Origin of the sequence: Aquabacterium sp. CECT 9606 (assembly GCF_918741295.1) — a bacterium.
In the GTDB taxonomy this organism is placed as follows: Bacteria; Pseudomonadota; Gammaproteobacteria; order Burkholderiales; family Burkholderiaceae_C; genus Aquabacterium.
The window spans coordinates 1,518,981-1,541,105 of sequence record NZ_CAKKNB010000001.1 but is presented as its reverse complement, the minus strand read 5'-3'; the positions used below and the strand labels follow the sequence as shown (position 1 = coordinate 1,541,105).

The following is a 22,125-nucleotide window of genomic DNA, read 5'->3' as shown; positions in this document are numbered from 1 at the left end:
CATCCGTCCTTGACTAACCAGCCATCCATTCGCGCATCACACCAGCCATGGCCGCGGGGTTCTCACGCGCCAACTGGCGCGCCGCTTCCAGACGTGCATCACCTGTGGGCGCACCCAGGGCCGGCAACAACTGGCCGTTCGGGCCCATCACCATGCCGGGCGGCACCGTCTGCAAGCCAGGCAGCTCTTGCACGTCATCGACCACCGCGTTCAATTTGGGTTGTTTGTCTTCTTCAGACACGGCAGGCTGGGCTGCCTTGATGGCGGGGCGGATCGCGCCGAACACCACGATCAGCGCTGCCAGCGTCAGGGCGCCCGGCACGGCCAATGTGCGCAGCAGGTCCACCGTCTCGGGGCTCTTCCAGAACGGCGTGTTGTCCGGCTCTTCTTTCACCACCTGGAAAGGCGTGTTGATCAACTTGACCGAATCGCCACGCTGCTCGTTGAAGCCAATGGTCTCGCGCACCAGCGCCGTCAACTTGTCCAGTTCTTCCTGGCTGATGGGCTGCACCGTGGTCTTGCCCTTGGCATCGGTCACCGAGCGGCTGTTCAGCACCACGGCGGCGTTCAAGCGCTTGATCGTGCCGGTGGCGTTGCGCGTCACGCGCACCGTCTTGTCCACTTCGTAGTTGGTGACAGCCTCGCGGCGGCTGGTGCCTGTCGTGCCACCGGCGCCCTGGCCGGCCTGCAGCGCTTGCGCCGTTCCGTTCACCGGCGCCGTCGCGGGCGTGGGCGGCTGGTTACTGGCCGCACCCGGCACACCCGATGGCGTGGCCGTGCCACCGCCCGATTGCTCCGTGCTTTGCTGGCTGCGCACCGAGGCGGGCGCCTGGCCTTGATTGGGTTTGTATTCTTCGGCAGTGGATTCAACTTGTGAGAAATCCACATCGGCCGTGACTTGGGCGCGCAGGTTGTTCTGGCCCAGCACTGGCTCCAGGATGTCCTTGATACGCTGTGTGTAGTTGGCTTCGATCTGATGCACGTATTGCAGCTGCTGGGCATCCAGGCCGGCCTGGTCCACGCCATCATTGGGGCCTGACAGCAAGCCGCCCGATTGATCCAGCACGCTCACGGCCTTGGTGGGCATTTCGGGCACGCTGGACGACACCAGGTGCACGATGCCCGCCACTTGGCCCCGGTCCAGGGTGCGGCCGGGGTACAAGGTCAACACCACGGAGGCCGACGGTTTTTGTTGTTCGCGGAAGAAGCCATTCTGGTTGGGCAAGGCCAGGTGCACCCGGGCGCTCTGCACACCGTTCAGGGTCTGGATCGAGCGGGTCAGCTCGCCTTCCAGACCCCGCTGAAAGTTCAAGCGTTCCTGGAATTGAGTGACGCCGAATTTCTGGGTTTCCATCAATTCAAAACCCACCACCGAGCCCTTGGGCAAACCGGCGGAAGCCAGCTTCAGGCGCACGTCGTGCACCTTGTCGGCCGGCACCAGGATGGCACCGCCGCCGTCAGCGTATTTGTAAGGCACGTTCATCTGCTGCAGCGAGGCCACGATCGCGCCGCCGTCCTTGTCGGACAAATTGGCGTACAGCACCCGGAAATCGCCCTGCTTGCCCCACAACACCATCGCAATGAAGATGGCGACGATGGCCGCCAGACCGCCCCCCAGCATCAATTTGCGCTGCATGGGCAATGCCCCCACGCGCTGAACAAAATTGAGCGGCGGGGTGGGTTCGACCGCCTGGTTGGGCGATGCGATGACAGCTTGAGTTGGTGCGACTGTGACTTCCATGTGTGGTCGAAGCGTTGGGTCGCGCATCGAAACCATACGATGCCGCAAACCCGCCGGAACACGTCCATTATTCGGAGGAAGAGCAGGCAAAAGTGCCGGGAACAGCCGCAGATTTACCGGGCACTTCCCAACTTCGGATCAAGCATGGACGCCTAGTATTGGCATCGTGGTGAACTGCATCACGCCTTGTCTGAGATAACGGCACCATGGACCTGAAACTTAAGCCTTTTGATTTCGCACAAGCCGCGGCCAAAGCCGGCATGTCCGATATCGCCGAGCGCGTTCAGGCCAAAACCCGGCTTGACGCCCTGGGCGGCACCGGCAACGTCGAGAAATCGAGCTTCCAGGCGGCTTTTTCCAGTGCCTTGGGCTCCGTCAGCCAAGCCCAGAACCAGGCTACTGCCATGCAGCGGGAAGTGCAATTCGACAACCCCACCGTCAGCCTGGAACAAACCATGGTCGCCATGCAAAAGGCGCAGCTCGGTTTTCAGTCGGCGGTTCAAGTGCGCAACAAGCTGGTTCAGGCTTACACGGATATCATGAACATGCAGGTCTGACCGACCCGCCTGTTCAACCCACCGCGCCCTGGCCGGGCGCCCTCCTCATGCGCAACGATTCCCGCCTGCCTTTGCAGCAATTGCTGCTGTGCGGCGCCCTGGTCGTCACCCTGTCCATGGGCATCCGCCACGGCTTTGGCCTGTGGCTGCAACCGATCATCATGGAACGTGGCTGGAGCCGCGAGTCGTTCTCGCTGGCGATGGCAGTGCAAAACCTGGTCTGGGGTGCCGCCGGGCCCATCGTGGGATGGTGGGCCGACCGCCGTGGCGCCTTCTGGGTGTTGTGGGCCGGTGCCCTGCTTTATGGCTGCGGCCTGCTCGGCATGTCCTTGGCAGGCACCCCCACGCTCTTCATGCTCAGCACCGGGGTGCTGGTCGGCCTGGGCCAGGCCTGCTCCACCTACGCGGTGGTTTATGGCGTGCTCGGCCGCCATGTTGACCCAAGCCGCCGATCCTGGGCCATGGGCATCACCGCCGCGGCCGGGTCTTTCGGACAATTCCTGATGGTGCCAGTGTCCAGCCTGCTGATCAGCCACCTGGGCTGGCAACAGGCCTTGTGGGTGCTGGCCAGCATTGCGCTGCTGCTGATCCCGCTGGCCTGGGGGCTGCGCGATGACCCGCAAACCCTGCGAGACGAGGCCACCGCCCGCAACATTCAAAACCCCGAACTCAAGCAAACCGCCGGACAAGCCCTGCGCGAGGCGCTCAGCCACCCAAGCTACCTCTTGTTGACCGGTGGCTACTTTGTGTGCGGTTTCCAGCTCGCCTTCATCGGCGTGCACCTGCCCAGTTACCTCAAAGACCATCAGCTCGACCCCACCGTGGCCACCACCGCCCTGGCCTTGATCGGCCTGTTCAACGTGGTCGGCACCTATGTGGCTGGCGCCTTGGGCCAAAAATGGCGCAAGACCTGGATCCTCTCAGGCATCTACACCCTGCGCTCGGTGGTGATGATCGCGTTCATCCTGACGCCGCTCAGCCCGCTCACGGTGGGCTTGTTCGCCGCAGCCATGGGCACTTTGTGGCTGTCCACCGTGCCGCCCACCAACGCTGTGGTCGCACAGATGCTGGGCGTGCAGCACTTGTCCATGCTGGGCGCGCTGGTGTTCTTCTCGCACCAGATCGGCTCTTTCATGGGCGTGTGGCTGGGCGGGCGCTTGTACGATGCCACGGGCAGCTACGATGTCGTCTGGTGGTTGGCCGTCGGCCTGGGTTTGCTGGCGGCGGCCCTGAACCTGCCCGTCAAGGAAAATGAGGCCCCGGCGGGCCGGACCCTGGCGCAGGCCTGACATCCCGCGAGCCGAGACCCGCATGGCTGCCCTCAAGCCCCATCTAAAACCATGGCGTTGGCTGGCCTACCTGGGCGTGGCTGTGTTGCTGGCCTTGGTCTTCCTCATGTATTTCCGCAGCCAACTGGTCTTTGACCTGGCCACGCGCATCTGGAGTTGCTTTTGAGACAAGTCGTGATCATCACTGGCGCCTCTGATGGCATCGGGGCCGAATTGGCCCGGCAAATGGCCCAGAGAGCAGGCGGCCAACTGGCCCTCGTGCTGGCCGCCCGCAGCGCCGACAAACTCGAACAGGTTGCCCAGCAGTGCCGACAACTGGGGGCCGAGGTGCTGGTGCGTCCCACCGACGTGGGCCAGGAAGAGGCCTGCCGGGGTTTGATCGCCGACACGGTGGCCAAGTACGGCCGCATCGACACCCTGGTCAACAACGCCGGCATGTCGGCGCACGCGCTGCTGGAAGAGGTGACCGACATGGCCTGGTACGAACAACTCATGCGCATCAACCTGTGGGGCAGCGCCTGGTGCACGCACGCCGCCCTGCCACACCTCAAGGCCAGCCGGGGCCGCATCGTGGTCGTGTCCAGCCTGGCCGGTTTGGTGGGTTTGCCGGGCCGCACCGCCTACAGCGCCACCAAGTTCGCCATGACCGGCTTTTTCGAAGCGTTGCGGATTGAACTGCAACCGCACGGCGTGTCGGTCACCCTCACTTACCCGGGCGTGGTCGCCACCGAGATCCGCTACCGGGGCTTCAACGCCCGGGGCCAGGCCGCAGGCCAAAGCGGCCTGGACGAGCGTGGCGCCATGTCCATCGAAGAATGCGCCCGCCTGATCCGCGTGGGCACTGAGAAGCGTCAGCGCGAAGTCGTCATGTCAGCCAAAGGCAAGCTGGCGCGTTGGATGAAACTGGTGGCGCCAGGCTTGGTGGACAAACTGGCCCTGGCCGCGCTCAACAAGGACGTACGCCCGCATTGATGGTGCGTTCAAAGGCCCTCCGGCCAAGCCCAGGGCATACCCCGCATTCCCCTTTACACAGGACCCCCGCCTCGCTGGGTAAAATCCCGCGATTGAAGGAACCAGCATGAAATCCATTTTTGGCAGTATCGTCGCCCTCATCACCCCCCTGCACGACGACGGCAGCGTTGACTACGACAGCCTGCGCAAGCTGATCGACTGGCACATCGCCGAGGGCACCAACTGCATCGGCGTGGTCGGCACCACGGGCGAATCGCCCACGGTCGACGTCGAAGAGCACCGCGAGATCATCCGCGTGGCCGTCGAGCAGGCTGCGGGCCGAGTGCCGATCATGGCCGGTTGCGGCGCCAACTCCACCCGCGAAGCCATCGAGTTGAGCGAGTACGCCAAGAAGGTCGGCGCCGACTGCACCCTGCAGGTCGTGCCCTACTACAACAAACCCACTCAAGAAGGCATCTACCAGCACTTCAAGGCCATCACTGAAGCGGTGGACATCCCCGTGGTGCTGTACAACGTGCCCGGCCGCACCGTGGCCGACATGACGCCCGAGACCGCCCTGCGCCTGGCCAAGCTGCCCGGCGTCATCGGCCTGAAAGAAGCCACCGGCAACATCGAGCGCGCCGCCTGGCTGATCAAGCAGGCGCCCAAGGGCTTCAGCATCTACTCGGGCGACGACCCCACCGCCGTGGCTTTGATGCTGCTGGGCGGACACGGCAACATCAGCGTGACGGCCAACGTGGCCCCGCGCCGCATGGCCGAGCTGTGCAAAGCCGCCATGGCCGGGGACACCAAGCGCGCAGTCGAGTTGCACATGGGCCTGCTGCCCTTGCACAAGCACCTCTTCGTCGAGCCCAACCCGATTCCCGTCAAGTGGGCACTGGCCCGCATGGGCAAGGCTGGCGGTGCCCTGCGCCTGCCCTTGACCACACTGACCGAGTCCGGCCAGACCATCGTTGAATCCGCGCTGCGCGAATGCGGCCTGCTGTGATCCCTGTAGGATCACGCCCTGTGCGCAATCCATGCGCCGATTGACTTGACCCCGGATGCCCTTGCCCATGTTGAAGACACAAAGCCCTCTCCGTCTGACCGCTCTCAGCCTGGCGCTGATCGGCGCACTGAGCGCCACCGGGTGCTCATCCGTCAGCAACGTGCTGTCGGGCGACAAAGTGGACTACCGCAGCAGCGGTGTCAAAACCGTGACCCTGGATGTGCCCCCTGACCTGACCCAGTTGTCTGGCCAGTCTCGCTACGGCCAACAGGCCACGCAGCCGTCCACCGTATCGGCCAGCAGCATGGCCGTCCCTGAGCGCACACCCGGCGTTGATGCTGGCACCACCGTCGCCATGCCGCAATCTGGCCTGGTCAAGCTGGAGCGCAGTGGCCAGAACCGCTGGCTGAGCGTGGCCCTGCCCCCTGAAAAGGTCTGGGAGCAGGTCAAGTCCTTCTGGCTTGAGTCAGGGTTTGAATTGCCTGTCGAACAAGCCAGCACTGGCCTCATGGAAACCAACTGGTCCGAAAACCGCGCCAAGCTGCCCCAAAGCGGCGTGCGCAAGCTGCTGGGCGGCATCCTGGACAGCCTGTACGACACCGGCGAGCGCGATCAATTCCGCACTCGCATTGAGCGCACGGCACAAGGCAGCGAGATCTACATCACGCACCGCGGCACCCAGGAAGTCTACGAAGACTCGCGCAAGGACCAGACCAAATGGGTAGCCCGCCCTGCCGACACCAGCCTGGAAGCAGAGATGCTGTCGCGCCTGATGCTCAAGCTGGGCGCCCCCAAGGACACCGCAGCCACGGCCAAGGCCGACGTGGCCTCCGGCGCCCCGGCACCTGTCGCCCCCGCCCGCGTCAGGCTTGAAGCCGATGGCGTTTCGCTGGCCGCCGATGATGATTTCGACACCGTGTGGCGCCGCGTGGGTCTGGCGCTGGACCGGGGCGGCTTCACCATTGAAGACCGCGACCGCAGCCAAGGGACTTACGAGATCCGCCTGGCCCCGGGCACGGATCCCAATGCCAGCAAGCCCGGCTTCTTCTCGCGCCTGTTTGGCTCATCGGATGCCAACGCCGATGGCCTGAAGCGCTACCGGGTCCAGGTCACGGCCAAGGGCATCAACAGCGCCATCAAGGTGCTGAACACCAAGGGCCAGGCAGAAACGTCGGACGCCGGTCGCCGCATCACCAAGCAGTTGCTGGACGAATTGAGCTGATCCAGGCGGGGGGCGGAAAACACGCCCCCTTGGCCGCCGCCAGCAAGTCACGCAGACGTAAAAAAGCCGCTCCGAAGAGCGGCTTTTTCAATCTGCGAGGACAGATTACTTCGAGGCAGCAGCGTCAGCAGCGGCCGAAGCACCTTCAACCACAGCCGAAGCAGCTTCCGAAGCGGAGGCGGCGACAGAAGCAGCTGCATCCGAAGCGACTTCAGCAACAGCTGAAGCGGCGGAAGCGGCTTCCGAAGCTGCCGAAGCGGCTTCAGCAACAGCGGATTCTTCAGCTTTCTTACCGCAAGCGGCCAGGGCCATGGCAGCGATCAACGAAGCCAGCAGGAGCGACTTTTTCATGCTTGTGTCCTCAAAAGGAATAGTCAAAAAACGGGGTTCTATGGAACTATGTGCAAAGCTCACAGCCCCAAAAAAGGGAAACAGTGACTTTGGATGCCTGGCAATCGTTAAATTGCCACTCATTCAGACTGCAATTATACGATGCTTCGGGCAATTCCCTATAGGCCCAAAGTCGTCGGAGGTAAGGCCTCGCTACAACGTTGCAAAATAACATCAGCTTCTTGACGCCATTCGCTCAAATCCGACGGCCTGCGGGACCACAGGCCACGCCCCGAAATGGGGTCCAGAAGACGCAGGCCCAATTGCTTCTCGAGCACCAAAGTGGGCATCAGGGACGGCGCCTGGTCGGGGTCCGCCAGAAAGCATTTCACGCGGTGCGCCCACGTGCCTCGCCAAGCCACCCAGCGCGGATGCCGCCTGGGCAACTCGTCCAGGCTGGCCGCCACCACTGTGCAGTGGGTGATGCGGCTGTTCAACCCCCACTGGTGAAAGGCCTCCATGACGCTGCGCTCACCCAAGGGCCAACGGCTGAAATCGCCATCGCACAAGTACAAAGGCACCGGGTGGGCCGCCGCCACGGCCATCGCGGCGCGCACACGATCGATGAAGTCCGGCCAGCCATCGATGCGGCCCAAGGAGAGCTCGCTGCTGTTGTCGCCGGGAGGCGTCGTCATCTCAATGGGGTCCATGGCAAGCCTCCATCAGCCAACAAAAATCTTCAAGGGCGGGGGTGCAACCAACCATCTTCGGCCCATTGGTCCAGCAACTCACGGGCGTCGGGGCTGGCCTTGGCCACGGCCAGCGCGCTGAGTTGCCGCTGATCGGCCAACGCCCGCATCAAGCGCGCATCGGCCCCAGCCGCCAACCAGGATTCGCCGTTGGCAAAGATGCGCTTGTCGTCATAGACCATGCGGGTTTTGGCATCCAGCACCACGCCCACCCCATCCGGCAGGGGCTCACCGGGTTCGAACCAGACGCGGGGCTTGAGTTCCGTCAGGGACTCGCCCAAGGCGGCCTGAATCTGCTGCGGATCGCTGAGGAAGCGCTGCACTGCCTCCAGGGCGAACTGCTGCAGGTCTGGCGGAATGCGCCCGGGCTGGTCGGTCGCGGTTTGCTGCGGGTCTTTGTACAGGCGTGGTTTGGCGGCCACGTCCATGCCTTCAGCACACCGCCCCAGCACCTCGCGGGTGATCTCGGTGGCCTCTGGTGCACGGAATCCGATCGAACACGTCATGCACTCGCCTTCGGCCACGCCGTCATGACCCCACATGGGCGGCAGGTAAAGCATGTCGCCCGGCTCCAGCAGCCATTCTTCCTGAGGCTCGAAGTGGGCCAGCACTTTCAGGGGCACGTCCGGGCGCAAGCTGGCGTCCTTGAGCGGCCCCACGCGCCAGCGACGGCGTCCGTGAACCTGCAGCAAAAACACGTCGTAGGAATCGTAATGCGGTCCCACGCCGCCGCCATCACTGGCGTAGGAAATCATCAGGTCGTCCACGCGGGCCTGGGGGACAAAGCCGAACTGGCGCAACAGCGCATGGGCTGCGGGCACATGCAGGTCCAAGCCCTGCACCAGCAAGGTCCAGCCAGGTTGGTCCAGCTTGGGCAAGGCCCGCCGTGGGATGGGCCCTTGGCGCAAACGCCAATCGTCGGTGGCCCGGTCTTGCACAATGAGGCGAGACTCCACCTCGTCCTGGCCCGCGAGTGCAAACAAGGCGGTGCGGTCCACAGGGGGTTTGACGCCCGGCATGGCCTGGCGGATCAGCAAGGGTTTTTTCTGCCAATGGCGGCGCATGAACTGCTGGGGCGACAGGCCGCCCAGCAAAGTCGTTGGCGCGTCCAGGGGGGCGTGGTTCAGGTCGTTGGTGGTCAATGTCATGTCCGCCATTGTGCGACCACTCCAAGCAGCTGGAATGGCGGCCATGAGATGATCGAGGGATGATGATTTCCTCCCCCTGCGTCGTCAGCCTGGTCTGGCGACTTGAAGATGCGCAAGGCCAACTGATCGACGAACTGCCCGAACCCATGGAGTTCTTCGTGGGTGGCGACGACCTGCTGGCCAAGGTCGAAGAAGCCTTGGTCGGGCAAGGCCCCGGCTTCTCGGCCGACCTGAACCTGGAGCCCGAAGAAGCTTTTGGCGACTACAAGGCCGAGCTGGTTTTCTTTGAAACCCGCGACATCTTTCCGGCCGAAGTGGACGTGGGCATGCAGTTCGAAGGCCCCCCCGAAGGATCCACCACACCCGACCTGCCACCGGACGTGCTCTACACCGTGACCGAGGTGTACGACACCCACGTGGTGCTGGATGGCAACCACCCCCTGGCGGGCGTGGCGTTGCGCTTGTCCATGAAGGTGGAGGGCGTGCGGGCGGCCACCCCTGAAGAGATCGAGCAAGGCTCGGTGGCCGAATCGGTGTTCACACTGGCGCCCAATCAGGCACCGCCAGGATCAGTGCTGCACTGAACCCAAAAAGCCTCAGCCGCGCCCGGTTGAACCGAAGCCGCCCTCGCCTCGCGCGGTGGCTTCGAATGACTCCACTCGCCTGAAGCTGGCCTGCACGATCGGCACGATGATCATCTGCGCAATGCGCTCCATGGGCTCGATGGTGAACGGGGTGCTGCCCCGGTTCCAGCAGCTGACCATGAGCGGCCCCTGGTAATCAGAGTCAATGAGCCCGACCAGGTTGCCCAGCACGATGCCGTGCTTGTGGCCCAGGCCCGAGCGCGGCAGGATCATGGCCGCCAGGCCCGGATCGGCCAGGTGCATGGACAGGCCGGTGGGGATCAGTTGGGCCTGCCCCGGCTCCAGCACCACGGCCTGCTCAAGGCAAGCGCGCAAATCCAGCCCGGCGCTGCCCGGCGTGGCGTAAGCGGGCAGGTGATCGGCCATGCGTGCATCCAGCACTTTGATGTCAACGGTCGTCATGCAAATACCAATTCAATTCGCGGGATGAAGATTCAGTCGGCGCGCCAGCTCCACCATGAGTTCGCGCGCCAGAACCAGCTTGTCGGCCCGGCCGCCGTCCTCGGGCAGTTGGCGCTGATCGGTGGCATCGACCACCAGCAAGGCGTTGTCGTCGTGGCCAAACGTGGCCGGGCCCAGGTTGCCGATGATCAAGGGAATGCGCTTGCGCAGCAATTTGGCGCGCGCGTGCTCCAGCAGGTTTTCGCTCTCGGCAGCAAAGCCCACGCAGTACGGCGCTTTTGGCAGGGCGGCCACGGCGGCCAGGATGTCGGGGTTCTCGGTCAGCTCGAAAGTGGGGGCCACTTTCTTGCCCTCCTTCTTGATCTTGTGCTGGCTGAGCGAGGCGGGCCGCCAATCAGCCACCGCCGCCGTCGCGATGAACACGTCGTGTTCGCTGGCCACTGGCAGCACAGCATCTTGCATCTGCAAAGCGGACATCACATCGATGCGCCGCACACCGCGCGGCGTGGGCAGATGCACGGGTCCGGCGACCAGCGTCACCTCGGCGCCAGCCTCAACCGCGGCGCGTGCCAGGGCAAAGCCCATCTTGCCGCTGGAATGGTTGGTGATGCCGCGCACCGGGTCAATGGATTCAAAAGTAGGGCCAGCGGTGATCAGCAGGCGCTGGCCTCGCAGGATCTTGGGCTGGAAGAAGGCGGTCAAATCAGCCACCAGGTCGGCGGGCTCGTTCATGCGGCCATCGCCGGTTTCACCGCAGGCCTGATCGCCGCTGTCAGGGCCGAGCAAGATGGTGCCGTCGGCGTGCAGGGTTTGCACATTGCGCTGTGTGGCGGGGTGCGACCACATCTCGCGGTTCATGGCCGGCGCGATCAGCAAGGGGCAACGCTCGCGGGGACGGGCCAGGCACGTCAGGCTGAGCAGTTCATCAGCCCGGCCCAGCACGAGCTTGGCCATGAAATCGGCACTGGCGGGCGCCACCAGAATCGCGTCTGCCTCGCGGCTGAGGTTGATGTGGGCCATGTTGTTGGGCTCGCGCGCGTCCCACTGGCTGGTGGCCACGGCCCGGCCAGACAGCGCCTGCATCGTCACCGGCGTGATGAAAGCCTGCGCCGCCTCGGTCATGACCACTTGAACAGTAGCGCCGGCCTTGACCAGAAGGCGCACCAGTTCGGCCGATTTGTAGCAGGCGATGCCGCCTGTCAGGCCCAGCACGATGTGCTTGCCCAGGAGATCTGAACGTTCTGACATGGGCCGGACTCTAGCAGGCTTGCCCAGCCCACCCGGTCAGGGCTGCCGCAAAACAGTCACGGATGACTGGAGAACCCGTGTGCGGTAGGTGCTGGGCGAAATGCCTGACCAACGCTTGAAAGCGTAGGTGAAGGCGCGCCGGTCGGAAAACCCCAGTTCGACACTGATGCTTTCCATGCTGATGGCCTTCTTGCTCAGCATCTGGCGCGCGCGGGCGTATTTGGCCTGGGCTTGCAAATCGGCGAACTTGAACCCCTCGGCCTGCAGCCGCCTCTGCAAGGTGCGCGCGTGGATGCCCAGGGATTCGGCCACCTCGTCCAAGCCGCCTTTGAGCAGCTCGGGCTGGCCCTCGAAAGCCTGGCGCACGGCTTCGGTGGAGGCAAAGTGCGGCTTGCTGGCCTCAAGCTCCCGAACAATGGCCTGGCGCGCTTGCCCATGGACGGAAGGAAGTGCGCCTTGCAACGCCATATCCAGCATGGCTTTGGGGAACACCAAGGCATTTCGAGGGGCCCCGAACTGCACATGGCAAAGGAAGAAATCCTGAAACATGGCCGCGTTGTCAGGACGCGGCCTTTGAAACTGCACGGCATGCTGCGGCTGCGGAAACAAGGACAGGGAGCGCCCGAGCATGGCCTTGGCAAATTTGCGGCAGGCGGCCAGCACAATCTCGATCACATAAGGCGCTTCGGCGCGACGAGCCAATTCAGGGTCAAGGGTAACGACAATCGCCGCTTCGCTGTCGGTTTCCTCCAGATTGACCCACAACCAAGGCAGTTGCATGGCCCGGATCCAGGGCAAGGCTTCGATGGCCTCGCGCATGGTGGGGCTGGTGGCCAGGAATGATTCCACCTGGGGGAAACGATCGAAGACATAGGCCTCGCCCAGGGCCAGCGGAAAGTAATGGGTGGTTGAAGACCGCACACACACGTTCAGAGCCCGCAGCAAAGCGTCGGCGGTCACCATGCCGCCGGAAGGCTTGTTCACGTCCAGCTCGATGCCTGCCTCCAGGAAAGCGGCCTCGACCGGGAAACCGCAACGCGCAGCAGCACGCACCCAGCTGGGCACGCCAAACATCGGGATGGTGGCAGACAGGCTCGAAGATTCCGAGCTCCAGGAAGCAATTTCCACCGTTGATTTGAACTGGACATTGGAGGTGAGCAAAATCATTTCCAATCAATATCTGAATACGCTTGTTTTCTAATAAATGGTGAAATTCAACGAATATCGAACGATCGTATGAATCGGGCAATCCAATCTATTTGGATTCGCACCTCACCACAAGCTTTTCAGGCACTAAACCAGGAACAAATTCCGACGCCATTCGCGCCCATGCCGATAAACATGACGAGTCAGGCCTGGGCACGATAGGGTGTTCCTCCGACACAGACTCAGGCGTCAGGTCAAGACTGAGAGCGGCATTCAGCAAGTGAATACCGCCGTTGTCTAGACAAGCTTAAGTCCGGCCTTGCTGATCCCGCCAGTTGCTGGGGGTGCAACCTTCCCAGCGTTTGAACGCCGCGGTGAAGGCACGGCGATCCGAGAAGCCCAGGCGCGCACTGATGTCATCGATGGACATGTCGTCCTTGCGAAGCCACTCACAAGCCAGCCGGTGGCGCATGCGGGCCTGCAGGTGCAGGTAGCCATCGCCCTCGTCCTTCAGGCGGCGCTGCAGGGTGCGGGGGTGCAAATTAAGGCGCTCGGCCATGTCTTCCACACCCAGGGCCAACAGACCAGGTTTGAGGGCGATGATCTCTTCGATCTCGGCGGCCACGCCTTGGCGTCGAGCCTCTTTGCCCAGGCGCTGCTCGGCCAGGAAATGCGCCTGTTCATGCAAGGCGGGGAACGCGCCTTCCAGTGGCAGATCCAGGATGCGGCTCTCAAACACCAGCGCGTCCATGGGCTGGTTGAAGTTGACCGGCACCTCAAAGAACTGCTGCAGTTGCTCGGCATACGGTGGTGGCGGTCGCTTGATGGACACCGACACAAAACCATCCGATGAGCCTTGCAGAGACCGGCCGAACTTGCGGATGCAGGCCAGCAGGGCCTCGGTCACGTAGTGCAGGGGCAGGCCGAGGTTTTCAACGTCGATCACCGGCAGCTCAAAGCTGATGGCCACGTAGGCCAGGTCGCCTTCTTCGCGGATGTCGAACTGGGCCCAGGGCAGCACCATGCGCTTGGCCATTTCGGCCACGTCCAGGGCTTGGCGCAGTGTGGGACTGGTGGTAAGCAGGGTTTCAAACTCGGGCAGGGATTCAAACGCGAAGGTGTCGCCCAGCACCACGGGGAAATGCTTGTTCGGCGACATGGCCACGCATTGCTCCAACACCGAGATCAACTGCAAAGGCGACACGCGGGCGTCTTCCAGGCGGATCAGATCGATGGTGATCCCGGCTTCTTTGAACAGCGGTTGCACGTTGAAGCCGCATTTGGCGGCCGCCTTGATCCAGCTGGACAGCATGAACAGCGGAATGGGCTTGATGCCCAAGGCTTTGAGAACGATCGATGGAATCTGCATAAATGAAAACGGCCCACTCAGCGTGAGTGTGCAGCAGTCTACCGAAGATCGGGGTTTCAACAACGGCGCAAAAAAAAGCCTCCGTCACCGGAGGCTTGATGAGGCCATCAGCGATGTCACATCGCGAGGGTTTGGCGCATTTGCTCGCTGGCCTTGACGGGGTCGCCGCCGCTGCCTTTGAAGGCGGCCAGCCATTCGGTGTAGCCGCGTTGCTCGGACTCTTGCCAAGGATGGAAACCCACCCTGTAGTAAGTCCAGTAGGCCTTGGCCATGGGGGCCAGCAAACCATTGGGCTTGATCAGCCACCAGATGCCGCCCGCCATCAGCTTCATCCGTTGGGCCAGGGTGAAGCCGTCCTGGATCAACATCTTGCGCTGGATGTAGAAAATCGTGGCGGGGAACAAAATGGTGGCATCGACCAGGGCCAGCACGCGCTTGAAGTAACCCACCTTGGCCACATCCACCATCACGTCGTAAGCGACACCCTTGTGCTCGACTTCCTCGATGGCGTGCCAGGCGTACATGGCGCGCACACGGGGGTCGGCTTCCTTGAGCAGGTCGCGCTGGTCGAACATGCTGTGGGCGATGATCGAGGTGAAGTGCTCCAGCGCGGCAGTGACGGCCACGGTGTAGCTGCGGCTGTACCACTTGCGGTAGCGGTTGGTCAGGAAATTCTCGACCCAGGCGCTCAAGGCTTCGGTGTCGATGCCCTGCTTGCGGATGCGTTCGTTGTCCTGGCGGTGAACGATGCCGTGCTGGGCTTCTTGCTTGTTGAAGTCCTTGATCTCTTGCAGCATCTTCGGGTCGGTGACTTGGTCGCGGAAATCGCGCACACAGGTCATGAAGAATTTTTCACCAGGCGGGAAGATGATGGACAGAGCGTCCCAGAAGCGCGACTTGAAAGGGTCGCCGCCAAACCAGTACTTGGGGATGTCGCCGTCCAGGCCGAAGTTCAGCTTCTCGCGGGGGACGATGGGATGTTGTGCAACGGGGGTGGTCATGGCATCACCTTTCTTGTGTTGAGTCGGTCCTCGGTGATTGAACTTTAGGGAATGATGGCCCTCGCCAACAGGATGCGGGATGACAAGATGGCATTGCGGCCGACATTCGCACAAGAAAAAAGGCTCCCGAAGGAGCCTTTGAGGATTAAATCACGACATCACAGTCGCTCATTCACCCAAGCCTGCACGCCGGCCAGCGCCTGAGCCAGCTTGGAAGGGTCCGTGCCGCCCGCCATGGCCATGTCGGGTTTCCCGCCGCCCTTGCCACCCACCTGCTGAGCCACGAAGTTGACCAGATCTCCGGCCTTGACCTTGCCGATGCTGTCAGCGGTGACACCTGCGGCGATCTGCACCTTGCCGCCTTCAACCGCGGCCAACACGATGGCAGCGGTCTTGAGCTTGTCCTTGAGCTTGTCCATGGTCTCGCGCAGGGCCTTGGCATCGGCGCCGTCAAGCACCGCGGCCAGCACTTTCAGGCCCTTGATGTCGACGGCCTGGCTCAGCAGTTCGTCGCCCTGGCTGGAGGCCAGCTTGCCCTTGATGGCGGCCAGTTCCTTCTCCAGTGCACGGATCTGATCTTGCGCTGCAGCAACGCGCGCGGGCACTTCGGCGGGCGCGGCCTTGAGCAGGCTGGCGAGGCCCTGCACCGTGCCTTCCAGCGACTGCAGGTAGCTCAGCGCGCCAATGCCGGTGACGGCCTCGACGCGGCGCACGCCAGCGGCCACGCCACTTTCGGCCACGATCTTGAACACGCCGATGTCACCGGTGCGCTTGACGTGCGTACCGCCACACAGCTCCTTCGATGAGCCGATGCTGAGCACGCGGACTTCGTCACCGTACTTCTCGCCGAACAGCATCATGGCGCCGCTCTTTTGCGCATCCTCCAGGTTCATCACCTTGGCATCGGTGGCCTCGTTGGCCAGGATCTCGGCGTTGACGAGTTCTTCGACCTGGCGGATCTCGTCGGCGCTCAAAGGGGCGTTGTGCGCGAAGTCGAAGCGGGTGCGGTCGGCCGTGACCTGCGAGCCCTTTTGCTGCACATGGCCGCCCAGCACCGTGCGCAAGGCCAGGTGCATCAGGTGGGTGGCGCTGTGGTTGCGGATGGTGCGGGCGCGGATGTCAGCATCGACGCGGGTATTGAGCGTGTCGCCCACCTTGATCTCGCCTTCGACCACGCGGCCGTGGTGGCCGAACACGTCGGCCTGGATCTTCTGTGTGTCTTCGACCACGAAGCGCGACGTGCCGTTGCGCAGGTCGCCGCTGTCGCCGGCCTGGCCGCCGGACTCGGCATAGAAAGGCGTGTCGTCCAGCACGATGACGGCGTCGTCACCGGCGCGGGCCGACTGGGCGGGCGAACCGTCGACGTAGACGGCAGTGACCTTCGAGCCCTCGTGGGTCAGTTGGTCGTAGCCGTGGAAGGTGGTGGGCGCGCCCGTGTATTCCAGGCCGGCGGCCATCTTGAACTTGCCGGCGGCGCGGGCTTGTTCGCGCTGGCGGTTCATGGCGGCGTCGAAGCCGGCGCTGTCCACGGTCACGTCGCGTTCGCGGCAGACGTCGGCGGTCAGGTCGACTGGGAAGCCGAAGGTGTCATGTAGCTTGAAGGCGGTTTCGCCATCAATCACCTTGGTGCCAGATTTTTCAACAGCGGCCAGTGCGGTTTCCAGGATCTCCATGCCGTTGGCGATGGTCTGGAAGAAGCGCTCTTCTTCGGTCTTGAGCACCTCGGTGATGCGCTTTTCGTTCTGGCGCAGTTCGGGGTATGCGTCGCCCATCTGTTCGACCAGGGCTCCGACCAGCTTGTGGAAGAACGGCGTGCGAGCGCCCAGCTTGTAGCCGTGGCGGATGGCGCGGCGCGTGATGCGGCGCAGCACGTAGCCGCGGCCTTCGTTCGATGGAATCACGCCATCGGCCACAGTGAAGGAACACGCGCGGATGTGGTCGGCGATGACCTTGAGGCTGGGGCTGGCGGCGTCGACATCGCCACCGCCCGCAGCATCGACCGCCATCTTGGCCGCAGCCAGCAAGGCCACGAACAAGTCGATCTCGTAATTGCCGTGAACGCCTTGCAGCACGGCGGCAATGCGCTCCAGACCCATGCCGGTGTCGACGCTGGGCTTGGGCAACTTGTGCATGACGCCCGCTTCGTCGCGGTTGAACTGCATGAACACGTTGTTCCAGATCTCGATGAAGCGGTCGCCGTCTTCATCGGGGCTGCCGGGGGGGCCGCCGGGGATGTGGTCGCCGTGGTCGTAGAAGATCTCGGTGCAGGGGCCGCAGGGACCGGTGTCGCCCATCATCCAGAAGTTGTCGGAAGCGTAGCGGGCACCCTTGTTGTCGCCGATGCGGATGATGCGCTCGGCCGGCACGCCAATTTCTTTGTTCCAGATATCGTAGGCTTCGTCGTCTTCGGCGTAGACCGTGACGGTGAGCTTGTCCTTGGGCAGCTTGAAGACCTCGGTCAGCAGCTCCCAGGCGAAGCTGATGGCATCGCGCTTGAAGTAGTCGCCGAAGCTGAAGTTGCCCAGCATCTCGAAGAAGGTGTGGTGGCGTGCGGTGTAACCCACGTTGTCGAGGTCGTTGTGCTTGCCGCCGGCGCGGATGCACTTTTGCGACGTGGTGGCGCGTGTGTAGGGGCGCTTGTCGAAGCCCAGGAACACGTCCTTGAACTGGTTCATGCCCGCGTTGGTGAACAAAAGCGTGGGGTCGTCACCGGGCACCACGGGGCTCGAGGCCACGATGGTGTGGCCCTTCGACTCGAAGAACTTCAGAAACTTGGAACGGATCTCGGCGGCTTTCATCTGGGGGCTTCCGGTTCAGAACGTGGGCGGCATCGACCCGGGCCTGCTGGCAGCCGGGTAAAGCCAAGCCAGGGATTATAGGTTTCAGGGGGTGGCCTATGATTCTGGCCCGTGCATGCTTTCCCGAGAACCGCCATGACCGCTTTCGCCTCCCCTCTGGCCGCCCTGAAAGACCCTTCGCTGCTCAAGACCCAGGCTCTGATCGACGGGCAATGGGTGGACGCCGCCGACCGTTTCGATGTGCGCGACCCGGCCACGGGACAATTGCTGGTACAGGTGCCGAATCTGGGTGCTGCCCAGACCGAGGCGGCCATCGCCGCCGCCAACCGCGCCTGGCCCGCCTGGAAGGGCCTGACGGCCAAGGCCCGCGCCACCATCATGATGAAGTGGTTCGCCCTGCTGATTGAGAACGCGGACGACCTGGCCCGCATCATGACCGCCGAGCAAGGCAAGCCCCTGGCCGAATCGAAGGGCGAAGTGGCCTACGGCGCCAGTTTCATCGAATGGTTCGCCGAAGAGTCGCGCCGCGTTTACGGTGAAACCGTGCCCAGCACCGACGCCAGCAAACGCTTCCTCGTGATCCGCCAGCCGATCGGCGTGTGCGCGGCCATCACGCCCTGGAATTTCCCCATCGCCATGATCACCCGCAAGGTGGCGCCGGCCCTGGCCGCTGGCTGCCCGGTGGTCATCAAACCGGCGGAAGCCACGCCGCTGTCAGCCCTGGCCGTGGCGGAACTGGCCCTGCGCGCGGGCATGCCGCCCGGCGTGCTGAACATCATCACGGCCGACGCCGAGCGCTCAATCGAAGTCGGCAAGGCGCTGTGCGCCAGCGACACGGTGCGCCACTTGTCTTTCACCGGATCGACCGAAGTCGGCCGCATTTTGATGAAGCAGTGCGCGCCCACCATCAAGAAACTGTCGCTGGAACTGGGCGGCAACGCGCCCTTCATTGTGTTCAACGATGCCGACATTGACGCCGCCGTGGAAGGCGCCTTGATCGCCAAATACCGCAATGCGGGGCAGACCTGCGTGTGCGCCAATCGCCTGTACGCGCAGGCCGACGTTTACGACCAGTTCGTCGCCAAGCTGTCCGAACGCGTGGCGCAGATGAAGGTGGGCAATGGATTCGAGGCTGGCGTGACTCAAGGCCCGCTGATCGACGATCAAGCCCTGGCCAAGGTTGAAGACTTGGTGGCCGATGCGCTGGTCAAGGGCGCCAAGGTCGTCACCGGGGGCAAGCGCGCGCCTGTGGACGGCGGCAACTTCTACACGCCCACGGTGTTGTCGAACGTGTCGGGCGACATGCGCCTGGCGAAGGAAGAAATCTTTGGCCCCGTGGCCCCGGTGTTCAAATTCGACACGGAGCTTGAAGCCATCGCCATGGCCAACGACACCGAGTTCGGCCTGGCCAGCTATTTCTACAGCCGCGACGTGGGCCGCATCTTCCGCGTGGGCGAGGCGCTGGAATACGGCATGGTCGGTGTCAACACCGGCCTGATTTCAACCTGTGAAGTGCCCTTTGGTGGCGTGAAGCAATCCGGCCTGGGCCGCGAGGGCGCGCGCCAGGGCATGGACGACTACCTGGAAGCCAAGTACCTTTGCCTTGGCGGATTGGACAAGTGAGCCGAGCATGAGTAGCTTTCTGAATGAATTGTGGCCTTTGGCGCCACGCCACTGGGTGCTGCTGGCCTTCATCGCCGCCGCCCTGCACTCGCACCTGCGCGGCAAGATGCGCTTCGGTCTGGTGCGCGCCCTGACCGACTTCACTGTGTTGATCGCGCCGCTGAATTCGCTGATGGTGCTGTTCTCGAAAGTGGGCTCGCAACCCTACCTGGATCCGAAGAAGTTCCCCGACCTGAAGCTGCTGCAGGACAACTGGCAGGTGATGCGCGAAGAAGCGTTGAACCTGGATGGGCGCGGCAACATCAAGGCCGCCGACACCTACAACGACATCGGCTTCAACTCCTTTTTCCGCACGGGCTGGAAGCGCTTCTACCTGAAGTGGTATGCCGATGAACTGCCCTCGGCGCAAGAGTTGTGCCCCAAGACGGTGGCCTTGCTCAAGCAGATCCCAAGCATCAAGGCGGCCATGTTTGCTTCACTGCCGCCCGGCGCCCGCCTGGTGCGCCACCGCGACCCGTACGCGGGCTCGCTGCGCTACCACCTGGGCCTGATCACGCCCAACGACCCCGGCTGCTACATCGATGTCGATGGCGAGAAGTACCACTGGAAAGACGGCGAAGTGGTGATGTTCGACGAGACCTACATCCACTACGCCGAGAACACCACCGACCACCCTCGCATCATCCTGTTCGCCGACATCGAGCGCCCGGTCTGGACGCCAATCATGCGGTGGATCAACCACCTGTTTGGCACCCTGGTGATGACGGCTGCTGCCACCCAGAACGTGGAGGGCGAACCCGTGGGCGGCTTGAACAAGTTCTTCTTCCACTTCTACCAATTGCGCGCCAAGGCCAAGGTCTTGAAAGCGCGCAACCGCACGGCTTACTACGTGGGCAAGTGGGCCATGATCGGTGGGCTACTCTGGGCGTTGTTTTACTGAGGCGATCCCGCACCATCTGGTATCGCCGCCTGATCAATGATTTAATGGCGATACAAAAAATTAGGGAAGGGGCTCACGCCATGGAAGCCGAGACCGTCGCATTGATGACCAGCGAATCGCCCGACGCCTTGGTCTTGCTGACGGCCAAGGGCCATGTCGTGCACTGGAGCAAGGGCGCACAATCCATATTTGGGTACAGCGCGGAAGAAGTCGATGGCCAACACTGGGAGACCCTCGGTGTGCCCACCGACCACGCGACCGAGCAGGGGATTCGCATCCAGGAAACTTTGGGGCTCGGCACGGTCACCTATGAAGCCGTGCGCCGCAGGAAAGACGGCTCTCTGCTGTATGTGGATGTCACCACAAAGCTGGTGCACACGGCTGATCTGGAACCCATGGTCCTGTCCGCCGAAAAGAACGTGACCACCATCAAGGTGCTGCGAGACGCCAAGCTCATGGAAGCCAGGTTTCGCGACTTGCTGGAGTCCACCCCAGACGGCATTGTGATGGCCAACCCCACTGGGCACATCGTCATCGCCAACAGCCAGGCCGAGCGCTTGTTCGGCTATGCCGAAGGCGAATTGCGAGGACGCTCCGTCGATGAATTGCTGCCCGAGCGTTATCGCAAGGCCCATGTGGGGCACCGCTCCAACTATTTCTTGCAACCTCGCAAGCGCGCCATGGGTTCGGGCCTGGATCTGTCGGGGCTGCGCAAGGACGGCAGCGAGTTTCCGATCGAAATCAGCCTCAGCCCCTTGCGCACGGAAGAGAGCGCTTTCGTGATGAGCGCCATCCGGGACATCAGCGAACGCAAGCGTTTTGAGAAGGCCCTTCAGGAAAAGAACTTGGAGCTGGCCAACGCCAATCAAGCCAAAGACCGCTTTCTGGCCGGCATGAGCCACGAATTGCGCACGCCCCTGAACGCCATCATCGGCTTCACGGGTACGCTGCTGATGAAATTGCCTGGGCCTCTGAACGATGAACAGCAAAAGCAGCTGAAGACCGTGCAATCCAGCGCACGCCATCTGTTGGCGCTGATCAACGACCTGCTGGATGTCTCCAAGATCGAAGCCGGCAAAGTGGAGTTGAACGTCGAACCGGTGGATGCGCGGGCCTTGCTGGATGAAGTCGCCGCCACCTTGCAGCCTCAGGCCATCAGCAAGGGTTTGACACTGACCGTGCAGGGGCCTATACAGGACACCATGCTCCAGACCGACCGACGAGCGCTCAGCCAGATCGTGCTTAACCTGGCCGGCAATGCACTGAAGTTCACGGAACAGGGCCATGTGTGGATCATCCTGGAATCGGGCGTGAATGGCGCCGCCACCATCCATGTGGAGGACACCGGCATCGGCATCCCTGAGGAAGATCAAGACAAGCTCTTCGGTGCATTCAGCCGCGTGCGCAATGAACGGCCTGACGCACCCGAAGGCACCGGACTGGGCCTGCATTTGAGTCAGAAACTCGCCGAATTGCTGGGAGGCAAAATCAGCTTTCAAAGCGAAAGCGGGAAAGGCAGCACCTTCTCACTGGTCCTGCCGATGGGCTGAGCCATGACGACAAGCTTCCTCATCATCGAAGACAACGCGGCCAACATGGAGTTGGTGCGTTATTTGTTGACATTCAGCGGCTACAAGGTCTTGCTGGCGCGCGATGGTCAACAAGGGCTCGAGATCGCCTTGCACGAGCGGCCAGATCTCATCATCTGCGACCTGCAGATGCCCCGAATGGACGGCTATCAAGTGCTTGAGCAACTGCGTTCAGGCCCCCAAGGCGAGCAACCCATCGTGATCGCAGTCACGGCCTTTTCCATGCCCAATGACCGCCAGAAAGTCCTGACGGCCGGGTTCAATGGCTACATCTCCAAGCCCATCGAACCTGAAAATTTCGTCAGTCAGATCGAATCGTTTCTGCCCGAACACATGCGTTTGCCACGCCCTGTGCCGGGCCATTGAGGT

At 62.8% G+C, this 22,125-nt stretch carries 21 protein-coding genes; 11 read left to right on the top strand and 10 right to left on the bottom strand.

From position 1 onward, the window contains the following. Positions 1-13: 13 nt before the first annotated feature. Positions 14-1,741 (bottom strand): flagellar basal-body MS-ring/collar protein FliF, encoded by a 1,728-nt coding sequence (fliF, locus tag LQ232_RS07195; RefSeq protein WP_230179576.1) that lies wholly within the window; start codon positions 1,739-1,741, stop codon positions 14-16. A 206-nt stretch (positions 1,742-1,947) separates the two neighbouring features. On the opposite strand from fliF, the gene fliE reads away from it, so the two are divergent. From fliE to bamC, 6 genes are all read left to right on the top strand, one after another. Further along, positions 1,948-2,298: a flagellar hook-basal body complex protein FliE gene (fliE, locus tag LQ232_RS07190; protein ID WP_230179575.1), complete on the top strand. Its 351-nt coding sequence runs from the start codon at positions 1,948-1,950 to the stop codon at positions 2,296-2,298. A gap of 47 nt (positions 2,299-2,345) precedes the next feature. Continuing rightward, the gene (locus LQ232_RS07185) at positions 2,346-3,587 is read left to right on the top strand and encodes an MFS transporter (protein ID WP_230179574.1); all 1,242 of its coding nucleotides are present in this window, start codon (positions 2,346-2,348) and stop codon (positions 3,585-3,587) included. Between the two features lie 22 nt (positions 3,588-3,609). Beyond that, positions 3,610-3,753: a hypothetical protein gene (locus tag LQ232_RS07180; protein WP_230179573.1), complete on the top strand. Its 144-nt coding sequence runs from the start codon at positions 3,610-3,612 to the stop codon at positions 3,751-3,753. Beyond that, on the top strand, positions 3,750-4,559 hold the full coding sequence (locus tag LQ232_RS07175; protein WP_230179572.1) for an SDR family oxidoreductase: 810 nt from the start codon (positions 3,750-3,752) through the stop codon (positions 4,557-4,559). The genes LQ232_RS07180 and LQ232_RS07175 overlap by 4 nt, the downstream gene beginning before the upstream one ends. Before the next feature lie 106 nt (positions 4,560-4,665). Further along, entirely contained in the window at positions 4,666-5,547 is an 882-nt protein-coding gene (gene dapA / locus LQ232_RS07170; RefSeq protein ID WP_230179571.1) for a 4-hydroxy-tetrahydrodipicolinate synthase, read from the top strand. A gap of 67 nt (positions 5,548-5,614) precedes the next feature. Next, positions 5,615-6,769 (top strand): outer membrane protein assembly factor BamC, encoded by a 1,155-nt coding sequence (bamC, locus tag LQ232_RS07165; RefSeq protein WP_230179570.1) that lies wholly within the window; start codon positions 5,615-5,617, stop codon positions 6,767-6,769. 105 nt (positions 6,770-6,874) lie between these two features. On the opposite strand, the gene LQ232_RS07160 is transcribed toward bamC, so the two are convergent. The 3 genes from LQ232_RS07160 to LQ232_RS07150 are packed head-to-tail and all read right to left on the bottom strand — an operon-like array spanning position 6,875 to position 8,996. After that, positions 6,875-7,243 carry a hypothetical protein gene (locus LQ232_RS07160; RefSeq protein ID WP_371820123.1) on the bottom strand — a complete coding sequence of 123 codons (369 nt, stop codon included), beginning with the start codon at positions 7,241-7,243 and terminating at the stop codon, positions 6,875-6,877. A gap of 35 nt (positions 7,244-7,278) precedes the next feature. Continuing rightward, positions 7,279-7,809, bottom strand: coding sequence for a hypothetical protein (locus LQ232_RS07155; protein ID WP_230179569.1), 531 nt, complete (start codon positions 7,807-7,809; stop codon positions 7,279-7,281). 29 nt (positions 7,810-7,838) lie between these two features. After that, positions 7,839-8,996 (bottom strand): cupin domain-containing protein, encoded by a 1,158-nt coding sequence (locus LQ232_RS07150; RefSeq protein WP_230179568.1) that lies wholly within the window; start codon positions 8,994-8,996, stop codon positions 7,839-7,841. A 59-nt stretch (positions 8,997-9,055) separates the two neighbouring features. On the opposite strand from LQ232_RS07150, the gene LQ232_RS07145 reads away from it, so the two are divergent. Beyond that, on the top strand, positions 9,056-9,580 hold the full coding sequence (locus tag LQ232_RS07145; protein ID WP_230179567.1) for a peptidylprolyl isomerase: 525 nt from the start codon (positions 9,056-9,058) through the stop codon (positions 9,578-9,580). Between the two features lie 12 nt (positions 9,581-9,592). On the opposite strand, the gene dut is transcribed toward LQ232_RS07145, so the two are convergent. From dut to alaS, 6 genes are all read right to left on the bottom strand, one after another. Beyond that, positions 9,593-10,042, bottom strand: coding sequence for a dUTP diphosphatase (gene dut / locus LQ232_RS07140; RefSeq protein ID WP_230179566.1), 450 nt, complete (start codon positions 10,040-10,042; stop codon positions 9,593-9,595). 12 nt (positions 10,043-10,054) lie between these two features. After that, on the bottom strand, positions 10,055-11,290 hold the full coding sequence (coaBC, locus tag LQ232_RS07135) for a bifunctional phosphopantothenoylcysteine decarboxylase/phosphopantothenate--cysteine ligase CoaBC (RefSeq protein WP_230179565.1): 1,236 nt from the start codon (positions 11,288-11,290) through the stop codon (positions 10,055-10,057). 36 nt (positions 11,291-11,326) lie between these two features. Continuing rightward, positions 11,327-12,457, bottom strand: a complete 1,131-nt coding sequence (locus tag LQ232_RS07130) for an AraC family transcriptional regulator (protein WP_230179564.1) — start codon at positions 12,455-12,457, stop codon at positions 11,327-11,329. A gap of 286 nt (positions 12,458-12,743) precedes the next feature. Then, positions 12,744-13,805 carry an AraC family transcriptional regulator gene (locus tag LQ232_RS07125; RefSeq protein WP_230179563.1) on the bottom strand — a complete coding sequence of 354 codons (1,062 nt, stop codon included), beginning with the start codon at positions 13,803-13,805 and terminating at the stop codon, positions 12,744-12,746. 116 nt (positions 13,806-13,921) lie between these two features. Beyond that, entirely contained in the window at positions 13,922-14,806 is an 885-nt protein-coding gene (locus LQ232_RS07120) for a metal-dependent hydrolase (RefSeq protein ID WP_230179562.1), read from the bottom strand. Between the two features lie 158 nt (positions 14,807-14,964). Beyond that, a complete protein-coding gene (gene alaS, locus LQ232_RS07115) occupies positions 14,965-17,604 on the bottom strand; it encodes an alanine--tRNA ligase (RefSeq protein WP_230179561.1) in 2,640 nt (879 codons plus the stop codon). A 135-nt stretch (positions 17,605-17,739) separates the two neighbouring features. Between alaS and LQ232_RS07110 the strand changes: the two genes are divergently transcribed. The 4 genes from LQ232_RS07110 to LQ232_RS07095 all read left to right on the top strand — a co-directional run bounded on the left by LQ232_RS07110 (position 17,740) and on the right by LQ232_RS07095 (position 22,122). Next, complete coding sequence (locus LQ232_RS07110; protein WP_230179560.1) at positions 17,740-19,227, top strand: NAD-dependent succinate-semialdehyde dehydrogenase; 1,488 nt, start codon at positions 17,740-17,742, stop codon at positions 19,225-19,227. Positions 19,228-19,234: 7 nt separating this feature from the next. Further along, the gene (locus LQ232_RS07105) at positions 19,235-20,167 is read left to right on the top strand and encodes an aspartyl/asparaginyl beta-hydroxylase domain-containing protein (RefSeq protein WP_230179559.1); all 933 of its coding nucleotides are present in this window, start codon (positions 19,235-19,237) and stop codon (positions 20,165-20,167) included. An 80-nt stretch (positions 20,168-20,247) separates the two neighbouring features. Beyond that, the gene (locus LQ232_RS07100; protein WP_230179558.1) at positions 20,248-21,717 is read left to right on the top strand and encodes a PAS domain-containing sensor histidine kinase; all 1,470 of its coding nucleotides are present in this window, start codon (positions 20,248-20,250) and stop codon (positions 21,715-21,717) included. A gap of 3 nt (positions 21,718-21,720) precedes the next feature. Then, positions 21,721-22,122: a response regulator gene (locus LQ232_RS07095; protein ID WP_230179557.1), complete on the top strand. Its 402-nt coding sequence runs from the start codon at positions 21,721-21,723 to the stop codon at positions 22,120-22,122. Positions 22,123-22,125: the final 3 nt, after the last annotated feature.